The organism is Paenibacillus swuensis (genome assembly GCF_001644605.1).
GTDB lineage: Bacteria > Bacillota > Bacilli > Paenibacillales > DY6 > Paenibacillus_N > Paenibacillus_N swuensis.
This window is the reverse complement of the sequence record NZ_CP011388.1, coordinates 3,887,501-3,904,823: the sequence shown is the minus strand read 5'-3', so window position 1 is coordinate 3,904,823 and position 17,323 is coordinate 3,887,501. Positions and strand designations below refer to the sequence as shown.

The 17,323-nt window shown below is 49.9% G+C and carries 14 protein-coding genes (1 of these 14 only partly in view); 9 read left to right on the top strand and 5 right to left on the bottom strand.

The window, feature by feature from the left end; translation table 11 throughout:
* Nucleotides 1-14: 14 nt before the first annotated feature.
* The 3 genes from SY83_RS17385 to SY83_RS17375 are packed head-to-tail and all read right to left on the bottom strand — an operon-like array spanning nt 15 to nt 2,405.
* Nucleotides 15-992, bottom strand: a complete 978-nt coding sequence (locus SY83_RS17385) for an electron transfer flavoprotein subunit alpha/FixB family protein (RefSeq protein ID WP_068608803.1) — start codon at nt 990-992, stop codon at nt 15-17.
* Between the two features lie 30 nt (nt 993-1,022).
* On the bottom strand, nt 1,023-1,790 hold the full coding sequence (locus tag SY83_RS17380; protein ID WP_068608800.1) for an electron transfer flavoprotein subunit beta/FixA family protein: 768 nt from the start codon (nt 1,788-1,790) through the stop codon (nt 1,023-1,025).
* Between the two features lie 30 nt (nt 1,791-1,820).
* Nucleotides 1,821-2,405, bottom strand: coding sequence for a fatty acid metabolism transcriptional regulator FadR (locus SY83_RS17375; protein WP_068611174.1), 585 nt, complete (start codon nt 2,403-2,405; stop codon nt 1,821-1,823).
* Nucleotides 2,406-2,647: 242 nt separating this feature from the next.
* On the opposite strand from SY83_RS17375, the gene SY83_RS17370 reads away from it, so the two are divergent.
* The 9 genes from SY83_RS17370 to ade all read left to right on the top strand — a co-directional run bounded on the left by SY83_RS17370 (nt 2,648) and on the right by ade (nt 16,406).
* Entirely contained in the window at nt 2,648-4,840 is a 2,193-nt protein-coding gene (locus SY83_RS17370; protein WP_068608798.1) for a heterodisulfide reductase-related iron-sulfur binding cluster, read from the top strand.
* A gap of 62 nt (nt 4,841-4,902) precedes the next feature.
* On the top strand, nt 4,903-7,311 hold the full coding sequence (locus SY83_RS17365) for a 3-hydroxyacyl-CoA dehydrogenase/enoyl-CoA hydratase family protein (protein WP_068608796.1): 2,409 nt from the start codon (nt 4,903-4,905) through the stop codon (nt 7,309-7,311).
* Between the two features lie 28 nt (nt 7,312-7,339).
* The gene (locus SY83_RS17360; protein ID WP_068608794.1) at nt 7,340-8,539 is read left to right on the top strand and encodes an acetyl-CoA C-acyltransferase; all 1,200 of its coding nucleotides are present in this window, start codon (nt 7,340-7,342) and stop codon (nt 8,537-8,539) included.
* A 60-nt stretch (nt 8,540-8,599) separates the two neighbouring features.
* A complete protein-coding gene (locus tag SY83_RS17355; protein ID WP_082882596.1) occupies nt 8,600-10,381 on the top strand; it encodes an acyl-CoA dehydrogenase family protein in 1,782 nt (593 codons plus the stop codon).
* A gap of 83 nt (nt 10,382-10,464) precedes the next feature.
* Entirely contained in the window at nt 10,465-12,150 is a 1,686-nt protein-coding gene (locus tag SY83_RS17350) for a long-chain-fatty-acid--CoA ligase (RefSeq protein ID WP_068611173.1), read from the top strand.
* 26 nt (nt 12,151-12,176) lie between these two features.
* Nucleotides 12,177-12,623 (top strand): PaaI family thioesterase, encoded by a 447-nt coding sequence (locus tag SY83_RS17345; protein WP_068608789.1) that lies wholly within the window; start codon nt 12,177-12,179, stop codon nt 12,621-12,623.
* Nucleotides 12,624-12,762: 139 nt separating this feature from the next.
* Entirely contained in the window at nt 12,763-14,142 is a 1,380-nt protein-coding gene (locus SY83_RS17340; RefSeq protein ID WP_068608787.1) for an aldehyde dehydrogenase, read from the top strand.
* Nucleotides 14,143-14,192: 50 nt separating this feature from the next.
* Complete coding sequence (locus SY83_RS17335; RefSeq protein WP_068608785.1) at nt 14,193-14,522, top strand: metalloregulator ArsR/SmtB family transcription factor; 330 nt, start codon at nt 14,193-14,195, stop codon at nt 14,520-14,522.
* A 45-nt stretch (nt 14,523-14,567) separates the two neighbouring features.
* Entirely contained in the window at nt 14,568-16,406 is a 1,839-nt protein-coding gene (gene ade, locus SY83_RS17330) for an adenine deaminase (RefSeq protein ID WP_068608782.1), read from the top strand.
* 49 nt (nt 16,407-16,455) lie between these two features.
* Here ade and SY83_RS17325 read toward each other — a convergent pair whose 3' ends face one another.
* Together SY83_RS17325 and xerS are read right to left on the bottom strand one after the other, a co-directional pair.
* Entirely contained in the window at nt 16,456-16,881 is a 426-nt protein-coding gene (locus tag SY83_RS17325; RefSeq protein ID WP_068608781.1) for a hypothetical protein, read from the bottom strand.
* A gap of 95 nt (nt 16,882-16,976) precedes the next feature.
* Nucleotides 16,977-17,323, bottom strand: the 3' portion of a protein-coding gene (xerS, locus tag SY83_RS17320; protein WP_068608779.1) for a tyrosine recombinase XerS. It continues 724 nt past the right edge of the window; only the last 347 of its 1,071 coding nucleotides appear in the window; the start codon falls outside the window, past its right edge; its stop codon occupies nt 16,977-16,979.

Genomic DNA, 17,323 nt, shown 5'->3' with positions numbered 1-17,323 from the left:
TCCATTGTGAAAGATTAAGCCAAAATCTTAGAAAACTCTTCCTTCAGAAGCGGGACCACTTCAAACAAATCACCGACGATGCCGTAATCAGCCACTTTAAAGATGGGCGCTTCAGGATCTTTATTAATCGCAATGATGACTCGGGAACCGCTCATTCCGGCCAGATGCTGTATGGCTCCGCTGATGCCGCAAGCAATATAGATTTCTGGTGTGACTACTTTGCCAGTCTGGCCGATTTGCAAGGCATAATCACAATACCCCGCATCGCAAGCACCGCGAGAAGCGCCCACCGCGCCGCCAAGAACTTCAGCCAGCTCCTCCAGAGGTTTAAAGCCATCCACACTTTTTACACCGCGCCCGCCGGAGATGACGACTTTCGCTTCGGATAAATCGATTTTACCGGACGCCTTCTTCACCACTTCTTTGACAATGACGCGAAGGGAGGGAGCCGCATAATCCACTTCCACGAGTTCTGCCTGTTTCGAAGCGTCCGCAGCAATAGCGGGTATGTTATTCGGCCGTAAGGTGACAAACCAAGGACCGCTGTTGAACACTTTTTTCTCAAAAGCTTTACCCGCGTAAATCGGACGCGTAAATACAATGTTTCCTGAGCCGTCATTCTCTAACGCGATTACATCGGTAATAGCACCGCCGTTCCAATAGGCGGCAGCTAGTGGAGCTAGATCCCGTCCGATGGCCGTGTGACCGAAGAAGATGCCGTCAGGCACGGAATCACCAACAACGCTCTTAATAGCTGTTAAGTAGGCCTGAGGGCGATAATCCTTAAGTTCGGGGTGATCCACCACGTATACTTTATCTAATCCGTATTTGGCAGCCTGACTTGCAAGTCCGGTAATCCCCGATCCGATCAGGATTGCGGATACCGTATCCCCGTCGCCGGATGCCTGCTGAGCGGCATGAATCGCTTCCGAGAATACTTGACGAAGGGCGCCATTACGAAGATCCGCTACTACATACAAAGATTTACTCATTGAATTTAGCCTCCTTAAGATTATCGAATATTAAATGACTTTAGCTTCTGTACGAAGGAGTGTTACCAACTCGGCCGCTTGTTCGCGAATTTCGCCTTTCAATATTTTCCCTGCCGCGCGTTCCGGAGGTAGGCTAAGTTCAATTCTCTCAACAGCGGCGCTTATAGAGGAAGCCTCCAAATTTAAATCATCCAGAGTTAAATGTGTAAACGGTTTCTTTTTGGCCTTCATAATCCCTTGCAGAGAAGGGTACCTAGGTTCATTTAACCCTTGTTGCGCGGTGAAGAGGGCAGGGAGGGCGACTTCCAGTACTTCAATATCTCCCTCGGCATCACGGTTAACTGTCGCGGTACCGTCCGCGATTGTCAATTTCGTAATGGATCCCACATGAGGCATGTTCAGTAGTCCAGCCAAACGAACCGCAACCTGACCCGCCCCGTTATCGACAGAGAAATTCCCGCCTAACAACAAATCACAGCCCTGATCTTTCAAATAAGCGGCTAGTACACGGGAAACGGCAACTTCGTCGGCGGGAATCCGATCATCCGTAATCAGAACGGCATCATCCGCTCCCATAGCCAGAGCGGTACGAAGGGCTTCGGCCGTACGTTCGGGTCCGACGGAAAGAACCGTCACCGAGCCGCCCAGATCATCACGCAATTGTATCGCTTGTTCCACGGCGTACTCGTCATAAGGATTTACGACGAATTTGACGCCATCATCCGAAACCACACCATCGGTCAGCGAGATTTTTTCTTCCGTATCAAAGGTTTGTTTCAACAATACTACGATTTTCATAATAAGAACGCCTCCTGAGATTAGAATGAATTAACGCGCAATACCTTTTAGGAAAAAATCAATCGTACCGTTAACTTGACCCGCCAATGAATACTTACGTCCGGATATGAGCCATGAGGTAACCACTTCATCCATAGCCCCGAAGAGGAGCAGGCGGACAAGCTTAACATCAAGATCAGGTTTAAATACCCCTTGCTGAACACCTTTCACTAATAAATTCTCGATCAATACAATGTATGGCTTAAAGGCCATTCCTATTTCCCGACGAAGTTCCATGGAACTTTGACGAAGCTCAATTTGGGTAACATGAGCCAGATCCACATTATTCTCAAGCTCCGTATAATGAATTTCACATACCTTATGAAGGGCTTCCTTTACATCATCGATGTCACGCACGCTATCTTCAAATTTCTGGACCAGCTCGCCGAGCTTCTCCCGAAACAGGCAGATGAGCAGATCCTCCTTTCTTTTGAAATAGAGATATATGGTTCCGTCCGCCACACCCGCAGCCTTCGCGATCTTGGATACCTGGGACTTGTGAAACCCGTGCTCCGCAAAGACTTTTAAGGCGCCTTCGAGAATCATTTGGTACTTTTCGGTTTTTTTACTTGTCATCGGATACACCTCGGTGTTAGAATACAGATAGGAAATGAATGAATGACCATTCATTTTTAACAACATCATACCTTCTCAAGAAACCGTTGTCAACAGATGACTGTCCTTAACAGGTTAGGGTTGTTTCAATGAATTCCCTACATATAAGTAGAATAGGGATTTTATTTTAAACTAGCATTGTAAGCGCTTCATGTTTTGTCCTAACAACTGGTAAAGTTATCATTCAGGATTCGAGGTGGACTATGGTTCAGCAATTATTACAATGGATTTTGTTTGCAGGCGTAACCGGGTTCGGGGTGTATCTGTTCTGGAAAGTGGTTTATCACAGGTTTTTGTATATCCGGCTAGGCCGGCCTGTTGAAGATCTGAAGGAACGTTGGAAGCTTAACCTGAAGCAGTTCGCCATTGAGACATTTGGTCAAACCAAGTTAATGAAAGACCGCCGAAGCGGGATTATGCACTTTATTGTATTCTACGGTTTTATTGTTCTTCAATTTGGAGCGATGGACATCATCTGGAAAGGCTTGACGGGGCATGAACTTCCCATTCCAGGCTACGATGTGTTCAGTTTTACGCAAGAGGTTACAGTAGCCTTGATCTTACTTGCTATGAGTTACGCCGCCTACAGACGCTATGGTGAGAAGTTAAAGCGCTTGAAGAGGGGCTGGAAGCCGAGCATTGTCCTCTTTTTCATCTATAGTCTGATGTTGTCCGTGCTGTTAACTCTGGGGTTCGATCGGGCCAAAGAAGGGCATGAAGCTTCCGGCTACGCACCGATCAGTTCTTGGATTGCCTCAGGATTGGACGGTTTGTCTGATGGGCTGCTTACGGCCGGTTATTACACTTTCTGGTGGGCGCATCTTGTAATTCTGTTGTCATTCCTCGTGTATGTGCCGCAATCCAAACATTTTCACATCCTGACGGCGCCCGTGAACATCTTGTTGAGACGAAGAGAGCCTGTGGGACGCCTTAGTAAACTGGATTTGGAAGATGAAGAGGCGGAATCGTTCGGTGTCGGCAAAATTGAGGATTTTACGCAAAAACAAATGTTGGATTTTTACGCATGTGTGGAGTGCGGACGCTGCACCAATGTCTGTCCTGCTTCAAGCACGGGTAAAATCTTGTCTCCGATGCATCTCATCACCAAATTAAGAGATCACTTAACGGAGAAAGGCCAAGCGGTTACTTCCAAATCCCCTTGGGCACCAGCCATTGCTTTTGCACCGGCTATCCAAGGCACCTCCAGTATGCGTTATGATGCTGAGGAACTAGCGACGTGGAGTGAACAGGAACCGAATATCACGAACATTACTCCCACTATAAACGCCCAAAAGCATTCATGGGTGTACGGGGAAGGCAATCCTCAGGAAGTTGAGCTGATTGGCGGCGTGATGACGGAAGAAGAGTTGTGGTCTTGCACAACGTGCCGGAACTGTGAAGATCAATGTCCTGTAGGCAACGAGCATGTGGACAAAATCATTGATCTGCGCAGACATCTCGTTCTAACGCAAGGCAGCATGCCGCATGACGGTCAACGCGCCTTACAGAACATTGAACGTCAGAGCAATCCTTGGGGCATTTCCCGTAACGACCGCGCGAAGTGGGTGAAGGAAGTGGATCCGGAAGGAGAACTTCATATCCCGACGGTGAAAGAAAACCCGGACTTCGACATCTTGTTCTTTGTAGGATCGATGGGATCTTATGATAATCGAAGCCGCAAAGTGAGCCGCGCGCTGGTAAGACTGATGAACGAAGCGGGTGTCAACTTTGCCATCCTGGGGAACGAAGAGAAGAATTCAGGAGATACGCCTCGTCGTATGGGCAATGAATTCCTATTCCAGCAGCTGTGCGGTGAGAACATTGAAATCTTCCAAAAGTATAACGTGAAGAAAATCGTAACGGCTTGCCCGCATACCTTCAATACGTTGAAGAATGAATATCCGGAGTTTGGACTGGAGGCCGAAGTCATTCACCATACAGAGCTGTTGGATGAACTGGTTCGTCATGGCAAGCTTACAGCCGCCCATACCGTGAAAGAGCGCATCACGTACCACGATTCTTGTTATCTGGGACGCTACAATAATGTATATGATCAACCGCGCAACGTACTTCGGGCTATTCCGGGAGTAGAGCTGGCGGAGATGGAACGTACACGTGAGAACGGGATGTGCTGCGGCGCCGGCGGCGGAATGATGTGGATGGAGGAAACAGGCGGCAAACGTGTTAATCTGGCAAGAACCGAGCAAGCCATGGCGGTTCAGCCTACCGTTATCTCCTCAGCGTGTCCGTATTGTTTAACCATGCTGGAGGACGGCACCAAGATGATTGAAGCCGAGGATCGGGTAAAGGCCAAGGATATCGCGGAAATTTTGGAGCTTTCCGTATTTGGAACACCGGCAAAATCGCTTCCTGAAGCGGATGTCGTTAATTCATAATCTAAATTATTAATATCATTAACTATCGACTGTAACTCATCATTTGATCGGAGGTACTTTCAATGTCAAGAATGATTCGCAAAGCAGCCGTGATTGGCTCGGGTGTCATGGGTTCCGGAATCGCAGCTCATTTGGCCAATGTCGGTATAGAAACCTTGTTGCTGGATATCGTGCCTAACGCGCTGACGCCTCAAGAAGAAGCAGCCGGTTTAAACTTAAATGCGCCGAAGGTAAGAAATCGATACGCACTGAGCGCTCTGGAAAAGCTCAAGAAAACCAATCCTTCGCCTCTATACAGCTCAGAGTTCGCCGGTAGAATTCAACCCGGCAATCTCGAAGACGATTTGAACAGGTTATCTGAAGCCGATTGGATTATTGAAGTCATCGTTGAGAACCTGGAAGCCAAACAATCATTATACCAGCGAATTGAACAGGTATGGAAGCCGGGAACGATCGTTTCTTCCAACACTTCAGGAATATCTATTAAAGCCATGGTGCAGGACCGCAGTGATGCGTTCAAGGAGCACTTCCTGGGCACTCACTTCTTCAATCCGCCCCGGTACATGAAATTGCTTGAAATTATTCCAGGCGAGAAAACTTCTCCTGCCATTCTGGAGTTTATGAAAAGCTTCTGTGAACAAAAGCTGGGGAAAGGCGTCGTAACCGCCAAGGATACGCCTAACTTTATCGCCAACCGCATCGGGACCTTCGGTCTACTGGTCACTTTACAGGAGATGCAGCGCGGAGGCTTTACCGTGGAGGAAGTGGATGCAGTTTCCGGGCCTGCTATGGGACGACCGAAGAGCGCTACTTTCCGCACGCTTGATTTGGTCGGTCTCGATACGTTCGTCCATGTGGCGCAAAATGTATATGACACCGTACCCGATGGTTCTGCCGAGAAAGAGATATTCAAGGTTCCGCAAGTTTTGAAACAAATGGTCGCCAAAGGATGGACCGGGGAAAAGACGGGCCAGGGCTTCTTCAAAAAGCTGAAGAGCGCTGAGGGCACGGAAATACAGTCGCTGAACTTTGATACTTTGGAGTACGCGAAAGCTCGTAAAATTACGTCAGCGTCCCTGGAAGCTTCCAAAAACGCGAAAGGTACGAAAGACAAGTTAAAGGCGTTGTTAAGCACACCGGATAAGTATTCGAAGCTGGCATGGGACATTTTGAAACAAGTGTTGATCTATTCCGCGGACAAAATGGGTGAAATCGCCGACACGGTTGTCGATATCGACCAAGCGATGAAATGGGGCTTTAACTGGAACTTGGGGCCGTTCGAGACTTGGGATGCCATCGGCTTGAAGCGTTCCGTGGCGAAGATGGAGGAAGAAGGCCTGACCGTCCCGGCATGGGTGAAGGAATGGATTGCACAAGGGCATGAAAGCTTTTATCAATGGAATGAGCAGGAAGGCAAAATCTTCTATTACTTAAAAAATGAGTATAAAGCGCTTGAAGAAAAGCCTGAACTGATTTCGTTAGCCGCGTTTAAAAAACAAAATAAAATTGTGAAGTCCAATGCGGGAGCGAATTTGATCGATATCGGAGACGGAGTGGTTTGTTTGGAGTTCGCATCGCCGAACAACGCCATCGGCGGGGACATCCTGACCATGATCCAGCAAAGTGTGGATGAAGTGAACCGAAATTGGCGCGGGATGGTGCTTGCGAATGAAGGACGCAACTTCTGTGTAGGCGCCAATCTGATGCTGCTTCTCATGGAAGCGCAGGATGAAGAGTGGGACGAAGTGAACAACATCATTCGGCTGTTCCAGGATTCCATGATGAAACTGCGGTTTGCCGAGAAACCGGTCGTGGCGGCTCCGCACAAGATGACGCTGGGCGGCGGCGTGGAAGCAAGTTTGCCGGCCGATGAGATTATATTCTCCGCGGAAACGTACTTTGGATTGGTGGAAACAGGCGTTGGCTTAATCCCTGCCGGCGGCGGATGTAAAGAGATGGTTATGCGTCTGGCCTTATCCACAGATGATCTGGAAATTGATTTACAGCCGTCGCTGAATAAGATCTTCGAGACGATTGCCATGGGCAAGGTGTCTGCGAGCGGGCATGATACAAAGCGCCTCGGTTACATGAGGCCTCAGGATCGGGTGGTCATCAACGAAGACCACCGTATCTACGAAGCGAAGCGAGCGGTGCTTCGGCTGGCGGATGACGCAGGATACCAGCCTGCGAAGCCGCAGCGGTTCCGCGTAGCCGGGGACACGGGCAAAGCGGTACTGCAGCTTGGCGCCTATGGGTTGCGCCAAGGGGGGTTCATCAGCGATCACGATCTGCTGATCGCCGGTAAGCTTGCGCATGTACTTGCAGGGGGCAACGTTCCGGTAGGAACGGTGGTCACGGAGCAGTACATGCTGGACCTCGAGCGCGAAGCCTTCTTGAGCCTATGCGGCGAACCGAAGACACAAGCCAGAATGCAGCATATGCTCACCAAGGGTAAGCCGCTTCGCAACTAATTTGCAGATGGAGAAGGGAGTTCTAACGATGAGGGATGCCGTAATCGTATCGATAGCCCGCACAGCCGTGGGCAAAGCCAAGAAAGGAAGTCTGGCGCAGACTCGCGCCGAGGACTTGGGGAAGGCGGTATTGCAGGCGGTGGTGGAACGCGCGCCGGGATTGGATAAAGCCGATGTGGAAGACGTCATTATCGGATGCGCCATGCCGGAAGGCGAGCAGGGCTTGAACTTCGCCCGCATCATGAGTCTCTACGCGGGCTTTCCCGACACCGTGCCGGCGCTGACGGTGAACCGGTTCTGTTCCTCCGGCCTGCAGGCGATCGCGTTCGCCGCCGAGCGGATCATGCTCGGGCACGCCGACGTAATTATCGCCGGCGGCGTCGAGAGCATGAGCCACGTGCCGATGGCCGGCTTCAAGCCGTCGCCGCATCCTGGGCTCGTGGAATCCATGCCTGAGGTGTACATGGGCATGGGCCACACCGCGGAGAACGTCGCCAATCGCTTCGGCGTCTCCCGCGAAGATCAGGACCGCTATGCGGCGAACAGCCACCGCAAAGCGGCCGCGGCCATCTCGGCCGGCAAGTTCAAGGCCGAGATCGTGCCCGTGAACGCGAGCCAAGGCGGCGTCGATGACGCGGGCAAGGCTTGGGCGCGCAGCTTCGCGTTCGACACCGACGAGGGCGTGCGCCCGGATACGTCGGTGGAGGGCCTCGCGAAGCTGAAGCCGGCCTTTGCCGTCGGCGGCAGCGTCACCGCGGGCAACGCGTCGCAGACCAGCGACGGCGCCGCGGCAGCCGTCGTGATGAGCCGCGAGAAGGCCGATGCGCTCGGCTTGAAGCCGCTCGCAACGTTCCGCGGCTTCGCTCTCGCCGGCGTCGCGCCTGACATCATGGGGATCGGCCCCGTGGAGGCGATCCCGAAAGCGCTGAAGCTGGCCGGCATTTCCCAGGAACAGGTGGACCTGTTCGAGATCAATGAAGCCTTCGCTTCGCAATGCGTACAGATCATCCGCCATCTCGGGCTGGATGAGAACAAAGTAAACGTGAATGGCGGCGCCATTGCACTGGGACATCCGCTGGGTTGCACCGGCGCGAAGTTAACCACGTCCCTCATCTACGAGCTGCGCCGCAGAGGCGGCGGATTCGGGGTCGTGTCCATGTGCATCGGCGGCGGCATGGGCGCCGCGGGCGTGTTCGAAGTTCACGGCGACGAGAATATGTCTTATTGATTTTAATTCTTCTCAACTTATCTATCCATTTATCATTTCACTATAAAGGAGCGAATGATCATGTTACAAACCAGCGGCAAAATTGTAGGCGGCAGCTTCATTATCGAGGATTTGGACCCAAGTCAGATCGTAACACCCGAGGACTTCACGGAAGAACAACGCATGTTCGCGGAGACGACGAAGGATTTCGTGGACGGCGAAGTGGTGCCCAATGATGAGCATTTGGAGAAGCTGGACTATGAGTTAACGGTGAAATTGATGCGCAAAGCGGGCGAGCTCGGACTGCTGGGCTCCGATGTGCCGGAAGAGTTTGGCGGCTTGGGACTGGATAAGGTGAGTTCGACCGTAATCAATGAAACGTTGGCTAAGGCATCTTCATTTGCCTTGTCGATCGGCGCTCATGTGGGAATCGGCACACTGCCAATTGTGTTCTTCGGAACGACAGAGCAGAAGCACAGATATTTGCCGGATCTGGCAACTGGCCAAAGAATTGCGGCTTACTGCCTGACAGAGCCGACTTCCGGATCGGATGCGCTAGGCGCCAAAACGACAGCCAAATTGTCTGAGGACGGCGAGCATTACATTTTGAACGGATCCAAACTATATATTACGAATGCCGGTTTCGCCGATGTGTTCATCGTGTACGCCAAAGTGGACGGTACGGATTTCACCGCGTTTATCGTAGAGAAAGATATGGAAGGCTTCACGTTGGGGCCAGAAGAGAAGAAAATGGGGATTAAAGGTTCATCCACCCGTCCGATTTTCTTCGAAGATGTCAAAGTTCCTGTGGATAATGTGCTTGGCGAAATTGGTAAAGGTCACTTGATCGCATTCAACATTCTGAACATCGGGCGTTTCAAATTAGGCGCGGGCTGTGTAGGCGCATCGAAGGAATCCATTGAACTGGCATCCGCTTATGCGAACACGCGTACTCAATTCAACACACCGATCTCACGCTTCCCGTTAATCGGCAAGAAGCTGGCGGAAATGAACATTACCACCTACGTCATGGAGAGTATGATATACCGTACGGCGGGCGTCATCGACGATATCCTGAAAGATATCGATCACAACAGTCCGGATGCAGGAAAGCACTCCGCCAAAGGAATTTCCGAATACGCGCTGGAATGCTCGATTAACAAAGTATTCGCGTCCGAGGGTCTTGACTTTATCGCGGATGAGGGCGTGCAGATTCACGGCGGTTACGGCTTTATTCAGGAGTACAAAATCGAGCGCATTTACCGTGATTCCCGTATTAACCGGATCTTCGAAGGCACCAATGAGATTAACCGGTTATTGATTCCGGGCACGTTGCTCAAGAAAGCGATGAAAGGCGAGTTGCCTTTGTTGCAAAAAGCACAGGCGCTTCAAGGCGAGTTGCTTTCGATTATGCCTGGACAGTCGTTTGATGAGACATTGTCTCAGGAGCAGCATTTGTTGAGCATGATGAAGAAAATTTTCTTGTTCGTCGGCGGATCGGCTGTTCAGAAATATGCGGCTAAACTGGAGAAAGAACAAGAAGTACTGAGCAATCTGGCAGATTTAATGATTCAGATTTATGCAGCCGAGAGCGCGCTGCTCCGCACGAAGAAGCAGATTGGCCGCGCAGGGGAAGCCAAAGCAGAGAATGCCATCCAGATGACTACGGTATATGTGCATGAGGCGCTTGAGAGCATTGACCGGATTGCCAAAGAAACTTTAGCTTACATGGAAGCGGGAGACACGCTGCGTACGCAATTATCGGTGCTTAAGAAGCTGACCAAGTCTGTATCCGTGAACACCGTGGAGTTGAAGAGAGCGATTGCAGCCCGTGTCATTCAAGCTGAAAAATATATTGTATAATAGGAAGTAGGACAATTTCGAGTACCTATGACCACCTGCATATACTTTGAGAAAATGGAGTTTTCTCGAAAGGGATGTTAACGATGCGTTCAACCCTGACTTGGCTTGATCATTATCCGGCGGAGGTCGCTCCGACCTATGCATACCCAAAACAGAATCTGGCGCAATTCCTGTTGGATACGTCACAGAAGTTTCCTGACAGACCCGCCTTATATTTTATGGGCAAAACAATTAACTATGTTAATCTTCTCGAGGCATGTTATCGCTTTGCCAATGGTTTAACTGGGCTAGGCTTGAAGAAGGGGGATCGGGTAGCGATTATGCTGCCTAATATCCCCCAAACCGTTATCGCTTTTTACGGCACTTTGCTCGCAGGAGGCATCGTCGTCAATACGAACCCGCTCTATATGGAGGGGGAACTGCGCCATCAACTGAATGACTCCGGCTCGAAATTCATGGTTACGCTGGATTTGCTGCTTCCGCGGATTCGTAAAGTGAAAAGCAGTACACCGCTGCAGCATGTCATTGTTACGTCGATTAAGGACTACTTACCGTTTCCGAAGAATGTGCTCTATGGTCTGAAGCAGCGTAAAGAAGGCAACGTTGTGAAATTAACGGAAGAGGATCACGCCCATGTTTTCACAGAATTTGTGAATAAAGCCAGCGGTTCCCCGATTCTATCTAAAGTGAATGCTGTCGAGGATACCGCGGTGTTGCAATACACGGGGGGCACGACAGGCGTGGCCAAAGGGGTTATGCTCACTCACTACAATCTCGTTGCGAACACTTTGCAGACCAGTCACTGGAACTATAACGCGGAGGAAGGCAAAGAACGTTTTCTCGGCGCGATTCCGATTTTTCATGTGTTTGGCTTAACGGTATTGATGAGTCAGTCCGTCCTGATCGGCGGCATGCTTATTCTTGTACCGAAATTCGAGATTGAACAGGTGCTGAAGACGATTGACAAGATGAAACCAACTGTGTTCCCGGGCGCGCCCACCATGTACATTGGGTTGATTAATCATAAGGATATTAACAAATACGATTTGTCCTCCATACAAGTATGTATCAGCGGCTCGGCCCCGTTACCACTTGAGGTTCAAGAACGCTTTGAAGAGATTACCGGAGGTAAATTAATCGAGGGTTACGGACTTACCGAAGCCTCCCCTGTAACCCATGCCAATAACATCTGGGGCAAACGTAAAATCGGGAAGATCGGTATTCCTTTTCCGGATACGGAAGCGCGCGTAGTGGACAGCAATACAGGCACGGAAGTTGCGACCGGGGAAATCGGAGAAATTATTATCCGCGGTCCGCAGATTATGAAGGGGTATTGGAACCGGCCAGAAGAAAGCTCCATGGTACTGCGGAATGGTTGGCTTTACACGGGAGATTTGGCTACACAGGATGAGGATGGGTTCTTTGCGATTGTGGATCGAAAAAAAGACTTAATCATTGCAAGCGGTTTCAACATTTACCCGCGTGAAATTGAAGAAGTTCTGTATGAGCACCCTTACGTCAAGGATGCCTGTGCGGTCGGCGTTCCTGACCAGTATAGAGGGGAAACCGTGAAGGCTTTCATTGTGTTAAAGGACAATGCACCTGACGTAACGGAAGCGGAGCTTGAAGCCTGGTGCCGGGAACATCTGGCAGCCTTTAAAGTACCGCGTAAATTTGAGTTCAGGGAAACCTTACCGAAGACCATTGTCGGTAAAGTACTTCGCCGAAAATTGCTGGAGGAAGAGTCAACGAAGACCATTCAACAATAGCAACGGCTCCTGCAGGAGGTACGGCCATGAATACGAAAGACGAAATCAATGAAGACGTCACGCCTGAAGTACGCCAGTATATTGAACGACTGGAGAGTAAAGCGAAACATACGTTCTGGGGAACACTGGGTTGCAGGCTTGATCATCTGGATGCGCGCAAAGTAACCGTTTCCTTAGATGCGGAAGAGCGTCATTTGAACTTGATCGGCATCGTTCACGGGGGAGTATTGTCCAGTTTACTGGATAATGCCATGGGGGTGCTGGTCATGTCCGCCAGGCCGAAGAACAGCTCTGTAACGACCAATTTAAATGTCCATTTCATGCATCCGTTGAAGGAAGGTCGCTTACTTGTAACGGCGGAATTGTTGCACGAGACGAACAGTATCCTTACGGTATATGGCGAGATCAGAGATGAAGCCGGACAATTGGGAACGATGGGGACGGGGTCCTTTCGAATCTTAAATTCTTCCTGAAGGAATGTTTATGCAGAAACTGTCGATCATGGCAGTTTCTTTTTTTGGCTTGGTTTGACTTTAAACTCCCGTTTGGATACATTAAGTTTAAATACTTAAACCTTTAAACTAATGATTGTAGAATCTTTTAAGAAAGGTTGTGTTTACTTTGAATATTCCTGATGTGGTAAATAGCCAGCGAGCTTATTTCGCTGAGGGACATACCCGTAGTTTAGATCGGCGCATGGATATGTTGCGAGCGCTGCGAGCAGGAATTCTTCGCTATGAAGAAGATCTGATAAATGCGCTTAAGAAAGATCTGAATAAGTCGGATAAAGAAGCCTATATGACGGAGATCGGGTTTCTTCTGGAGGAAATTCGGTTTACTTTAAAGCATCTGAAGCGGTGGGCGAAGCCTAAACGGGTAAAGACAGCAAAAACGCACATTGGCTCTTCAGGGAGAATTATACCTGAACCTTACGGTGTAACTCTGGTAATCGCGCCGTGGAATTATCCTGTCCAATTGGCTTTAGCCCCTGTAATCGGCGCATTGGCTGCCGGCAACACGGTTGTTCTGAAGCCCTCCGAGCTGACTCCTAACGTTTCGGCACTGCTTTCTAGGATGATCAAAGATGTGTTTCACGAATCCGGTTGGATTACCGTGGTGGAAGGCGGCGTCGAGGCAAGCTCGACCTTGCTCGAGCAGAAGTTTGATTATATTTTCTTTACCGGAAGCGTGCCTGTCGGCAAAATTGTCATGGAAGCGGCCGCGAAGCAGCTTATTCCGTTAACATTGGAGTTAGGCGGGAAAAGTCCTTGTATTGTCCATAAAGATGCGGATCTGCAGCTTGCCGCGAAGCGAATCGTATTCGGCAAATTTACGAATGCGGGTCAAACCTGCATCGCCCCCGATTACCTGTTGGTTCATGAGGAAATAAGTGCTAAATTTATGGAGCATTTAAAGGCAACCATTGAAGAGTTCTACAGCACGGATCCCCTTGGGAACCCGGACTACGCGCGTATCGTAAGTGAACGTCACTTCGACAGGCTTGCCGCATTTCTTGAAGCAGGAACCATTGTTACAGGCGGGCGCACGGATCGCAGCAAATTAATCATGGAACCTACTCTGATGGAGGGGGTTAGCTGGGATTCGCCAGTGATGCAGGACGAGATTTTCGGTCCTATTTTGCCCATTATAAAATACACTCACTTGGACGAGACGATCCGAGCAATTAATGCCAGACCGAAACCTCTAGCCCTCTATCTGTTCACTACGGATCAAGCTGTACAGGATCAAGTTGTTGAATATGTTCCTTTTGGCGGCGGGTGTATTAATGATACGTTAATGCATATTGCCACACCCTATCTGCCATTCGGCGGTGTCGGGGAGAGCGGTATGGGCAGTTATCACGGGGAAAGCTCGTTTCAAGCCTTTTCTCACTATAAGAGTGTCTTGAAACAAACCAACAGGTTTGATTTCAGTTTCCGTTATCCTTCGGCTAAGAACGGATTAAAGCTCATACGCAAACTTATGAAGTGATGGAACGTGTGTTCCTATAATGGACATAAGGATACAAAGGCGGTGGAAGCATGTGCGTAAATATTAAAAAAGAAGAAGCGGAGCGGGCATTAATCTCTCTTCGTTCCGCTATTCCGTTGTTTCAGGCGCTTAGCGATCCGGCCAGACAGGATATTATTCTGCTGCTGGCGGAGCGGGACGCGATGACGGTGGGTGCCATAACGGAGCAGTCGCAATTATCGCGTCCCGCTATTTCGCATCATCTCAAGATACTGCGTGATACTAAGCTTGTACGCAGTGAACAAAAAGGAACGCAGCGTTACTATTCTTTGGAAATTGTAAACGCCTTGGACACCATGAAAGCATTAATTCACGACGTTGAAACGGCATGCGCACCGTAACGACAGATGTACAGGCTGATTGAATGAATAGGAGGGTACACGCTTATGTTAAATCATAAAGCTGCTATAGAAGGGAATCCATTTCACCGAGCTACTCTCGCGGATGTTGTTCCTGATCTGGTTGCTGTCGCTCGGGGATCTAAACCTGCAGACCTGGTCATTCGGGACGGAAAACTGGTTAACGTGGTTTCAGGGGAAGTCATTCCCGGTATATCGGTAGGTATTTATGGTTCCCGGATCGCCTTCGTCGGTAAGGATGCGTCTCATCTGATTGGCGAAGGAACAAGGGTCATTGAAGCCAAGGGAAGATACATGGCTCCGGGTCTCCTGGACGGTCATTGTCATATTGAAAGCACACAATTGACGGTAACTCAATTTGCCCGGGCTGTATTACCTTTGGGAACAACTGGAGGATTTTTTGATCCGCATGAAATTTCCAACGTTCTCGGGTTAAAAGGATTGCGGTTAATGGTTGAAGAAGCGCGTGGCACGCCGCTTGCCGCCTATATGCAGGTAGCTTCCTGCGTACCTTCGACCGGACCTCAACTTGAAACGACCGGCGCCTACATCGGTCCTGACGAAGTAGCGGAAGCTTTTACGTGGGGACCCGATGTCATTGCGCTCGGCGAAGTCATGAATTTCCCGGGTGTCGTCTACGGCGACGAGAAGATGCTGGGGGAAATTCAGGCCACACTCAGGGCCGGCCGACTGGCCGACGGACATTTCACATGGCCGACCGGGGATTGGCGGCTTGCAGCGTATGCTGCAAGCGGGATTACCGGCGACCATGAATGCGTCACGGCCGAGGATGTCATTGAACGCGTCCGTTTGGGGATGTACGCGATGATGCGGCGCGGATCGGCATGGCATGATGTGGCGCGGACCATCACCGCCCATACGGAGCACGGCATCGACCCGCGCCGCCTGATGCTCGTTACCGACGATCGAAGCTCGGAATCGTTGCTCGATGAAGGTCACATGAACTTTGTCGTTCGTCATGCGATCCAGCAAGGGGTTAAGCCGGTAACGGCTTTCCAGATGGCGACCATTAACACAGCGGAGAGATTCGGTGTAGCACGCGATGTGGGGACGATTACGCCGGGTTCTTGCGCGGACATCATTCTATTGGATGGCCCTCTGGCCGATGTGAATGTCGTACTGACGATTGCCGCGGGGCAAGTGGTAGCTGAGCATGGCGTGATGGTTACCGAGTTGCCGGCGTTTCAGTACCCGGAGGAGGCGACCTCTTCCATGAAATTGAAGCGGGATGTCCGCGCGACGGACTTTATCATAAACACACCGCTTGATACAGGCATCGTCAAGGCCAGGGTCATTGAATTGCTCGAGAATCGTGTGGATACACGTGAGCTGTTCCGTGAATTGAATGCGCACAAGGGCATACTTTCAGAGCTTCCTCACGACTTGTGCAAAATGGCGGTTATTGAACGCCACCACGCTTCAGGCGATCAAGCCTTAGGTTTGGTGGCGGGTGTCGGCTTTACTGAAGCGGCAGCCATTGCCTTGACCGTTGCCCATGACAGCCATAACCTGATGGTTATTGGTAACGATGATGATTATATGGCATTAGCGGCCAACACAGTCCGTTCCGCTCATGGCGGGATTGCGGTCGTAACAAGTGGAGGCACAACCATTCTGCCGTTACCCATTGCGGGGTTAATGTCGGATGCGCCGTTTGAACAAGTGGCGGAGGCATCCCGTGCAATCAGCCAAGCATTGATTCAGGCGGGTTGCAAGGTTAATTATGCGACTATGACGATTTCCTTACTCGCTTTGGTCGTTATTCCCGAACTGAGGTTATCGGATAAAGGGCTTGTCCGGATTTCGGATGAAGGATTCCAAATCGTTCCTTTGTTTGTTGAATAACGGTAAAAGGCAGGTTCCCTCGGGAATCTGCCTTTCTTTTTTTGATTTATTAGTCCGCATATCCGGTTCCGTTAAAGCTTTCGGGTCCCACTCTCAAGACACCCAATACGCTGACTGACACATACATGGAGTATAGTTGGAATACCTGCGGCGGATTAAAGTCGGTAGAGTTAAAAGAAAAGATCTGCGGTCCTAACAGGGCGAGGTTTAAGTTCTCCGTAGCTTGGTATATTAACAAATCCGAAGTGGAAGGTCCCCGGTATACGGAAATGGTGGCGCTTGTCACGACAGGCAATAAAGGCAATTGCAAACCAACGACTCCCGCTAATATCACACGTCTGCCTGATACACCTGTAGTAAGATTCAATCCTAACTGTCCTACTAATTGAGGTGTACCGATTGCCGTAATCGGAATCGCGAAAGCTCCGGAGTAGCTCGAATTTTGTGAAACCTGTGAATCCAATAAAATAGTCAAAGCTCACTCACTTCCTTTCTCAAGTTACTATCAGTGTATGAGAAGTGAAGGCAGGTGAACTGAGCACTTGTACAACTTTGGGATAATTGGGTAAATTATTCCTCCCATTTGCGAAAATCAATGGCCCTTGACATCGTCTTATCGGTTAGATGGGCGTATATTTGTGTGGTTTCGGGCGATGCGTGACCTAATTGTTCTTGTGTTTTGTACAAATCATTTTGCAAATAGTAATCTGTAGCGAACGAATGTCTTAACATATGTACTCGTAGAAAAGGCTTTCCGAAGCGCTTCGCATATTTAATGACCATCTCTTGAATAGCTCGTTTCGTCATTCGTTTGCCTTCCGTTGCGCCATTAGGCAGTGTTAGAAATAATGCTTGTTCCCTGCGGGGAGATTTATAAGTTTGGTTCCGCAAATCCATGTATTCCGTTAAATAGGGCT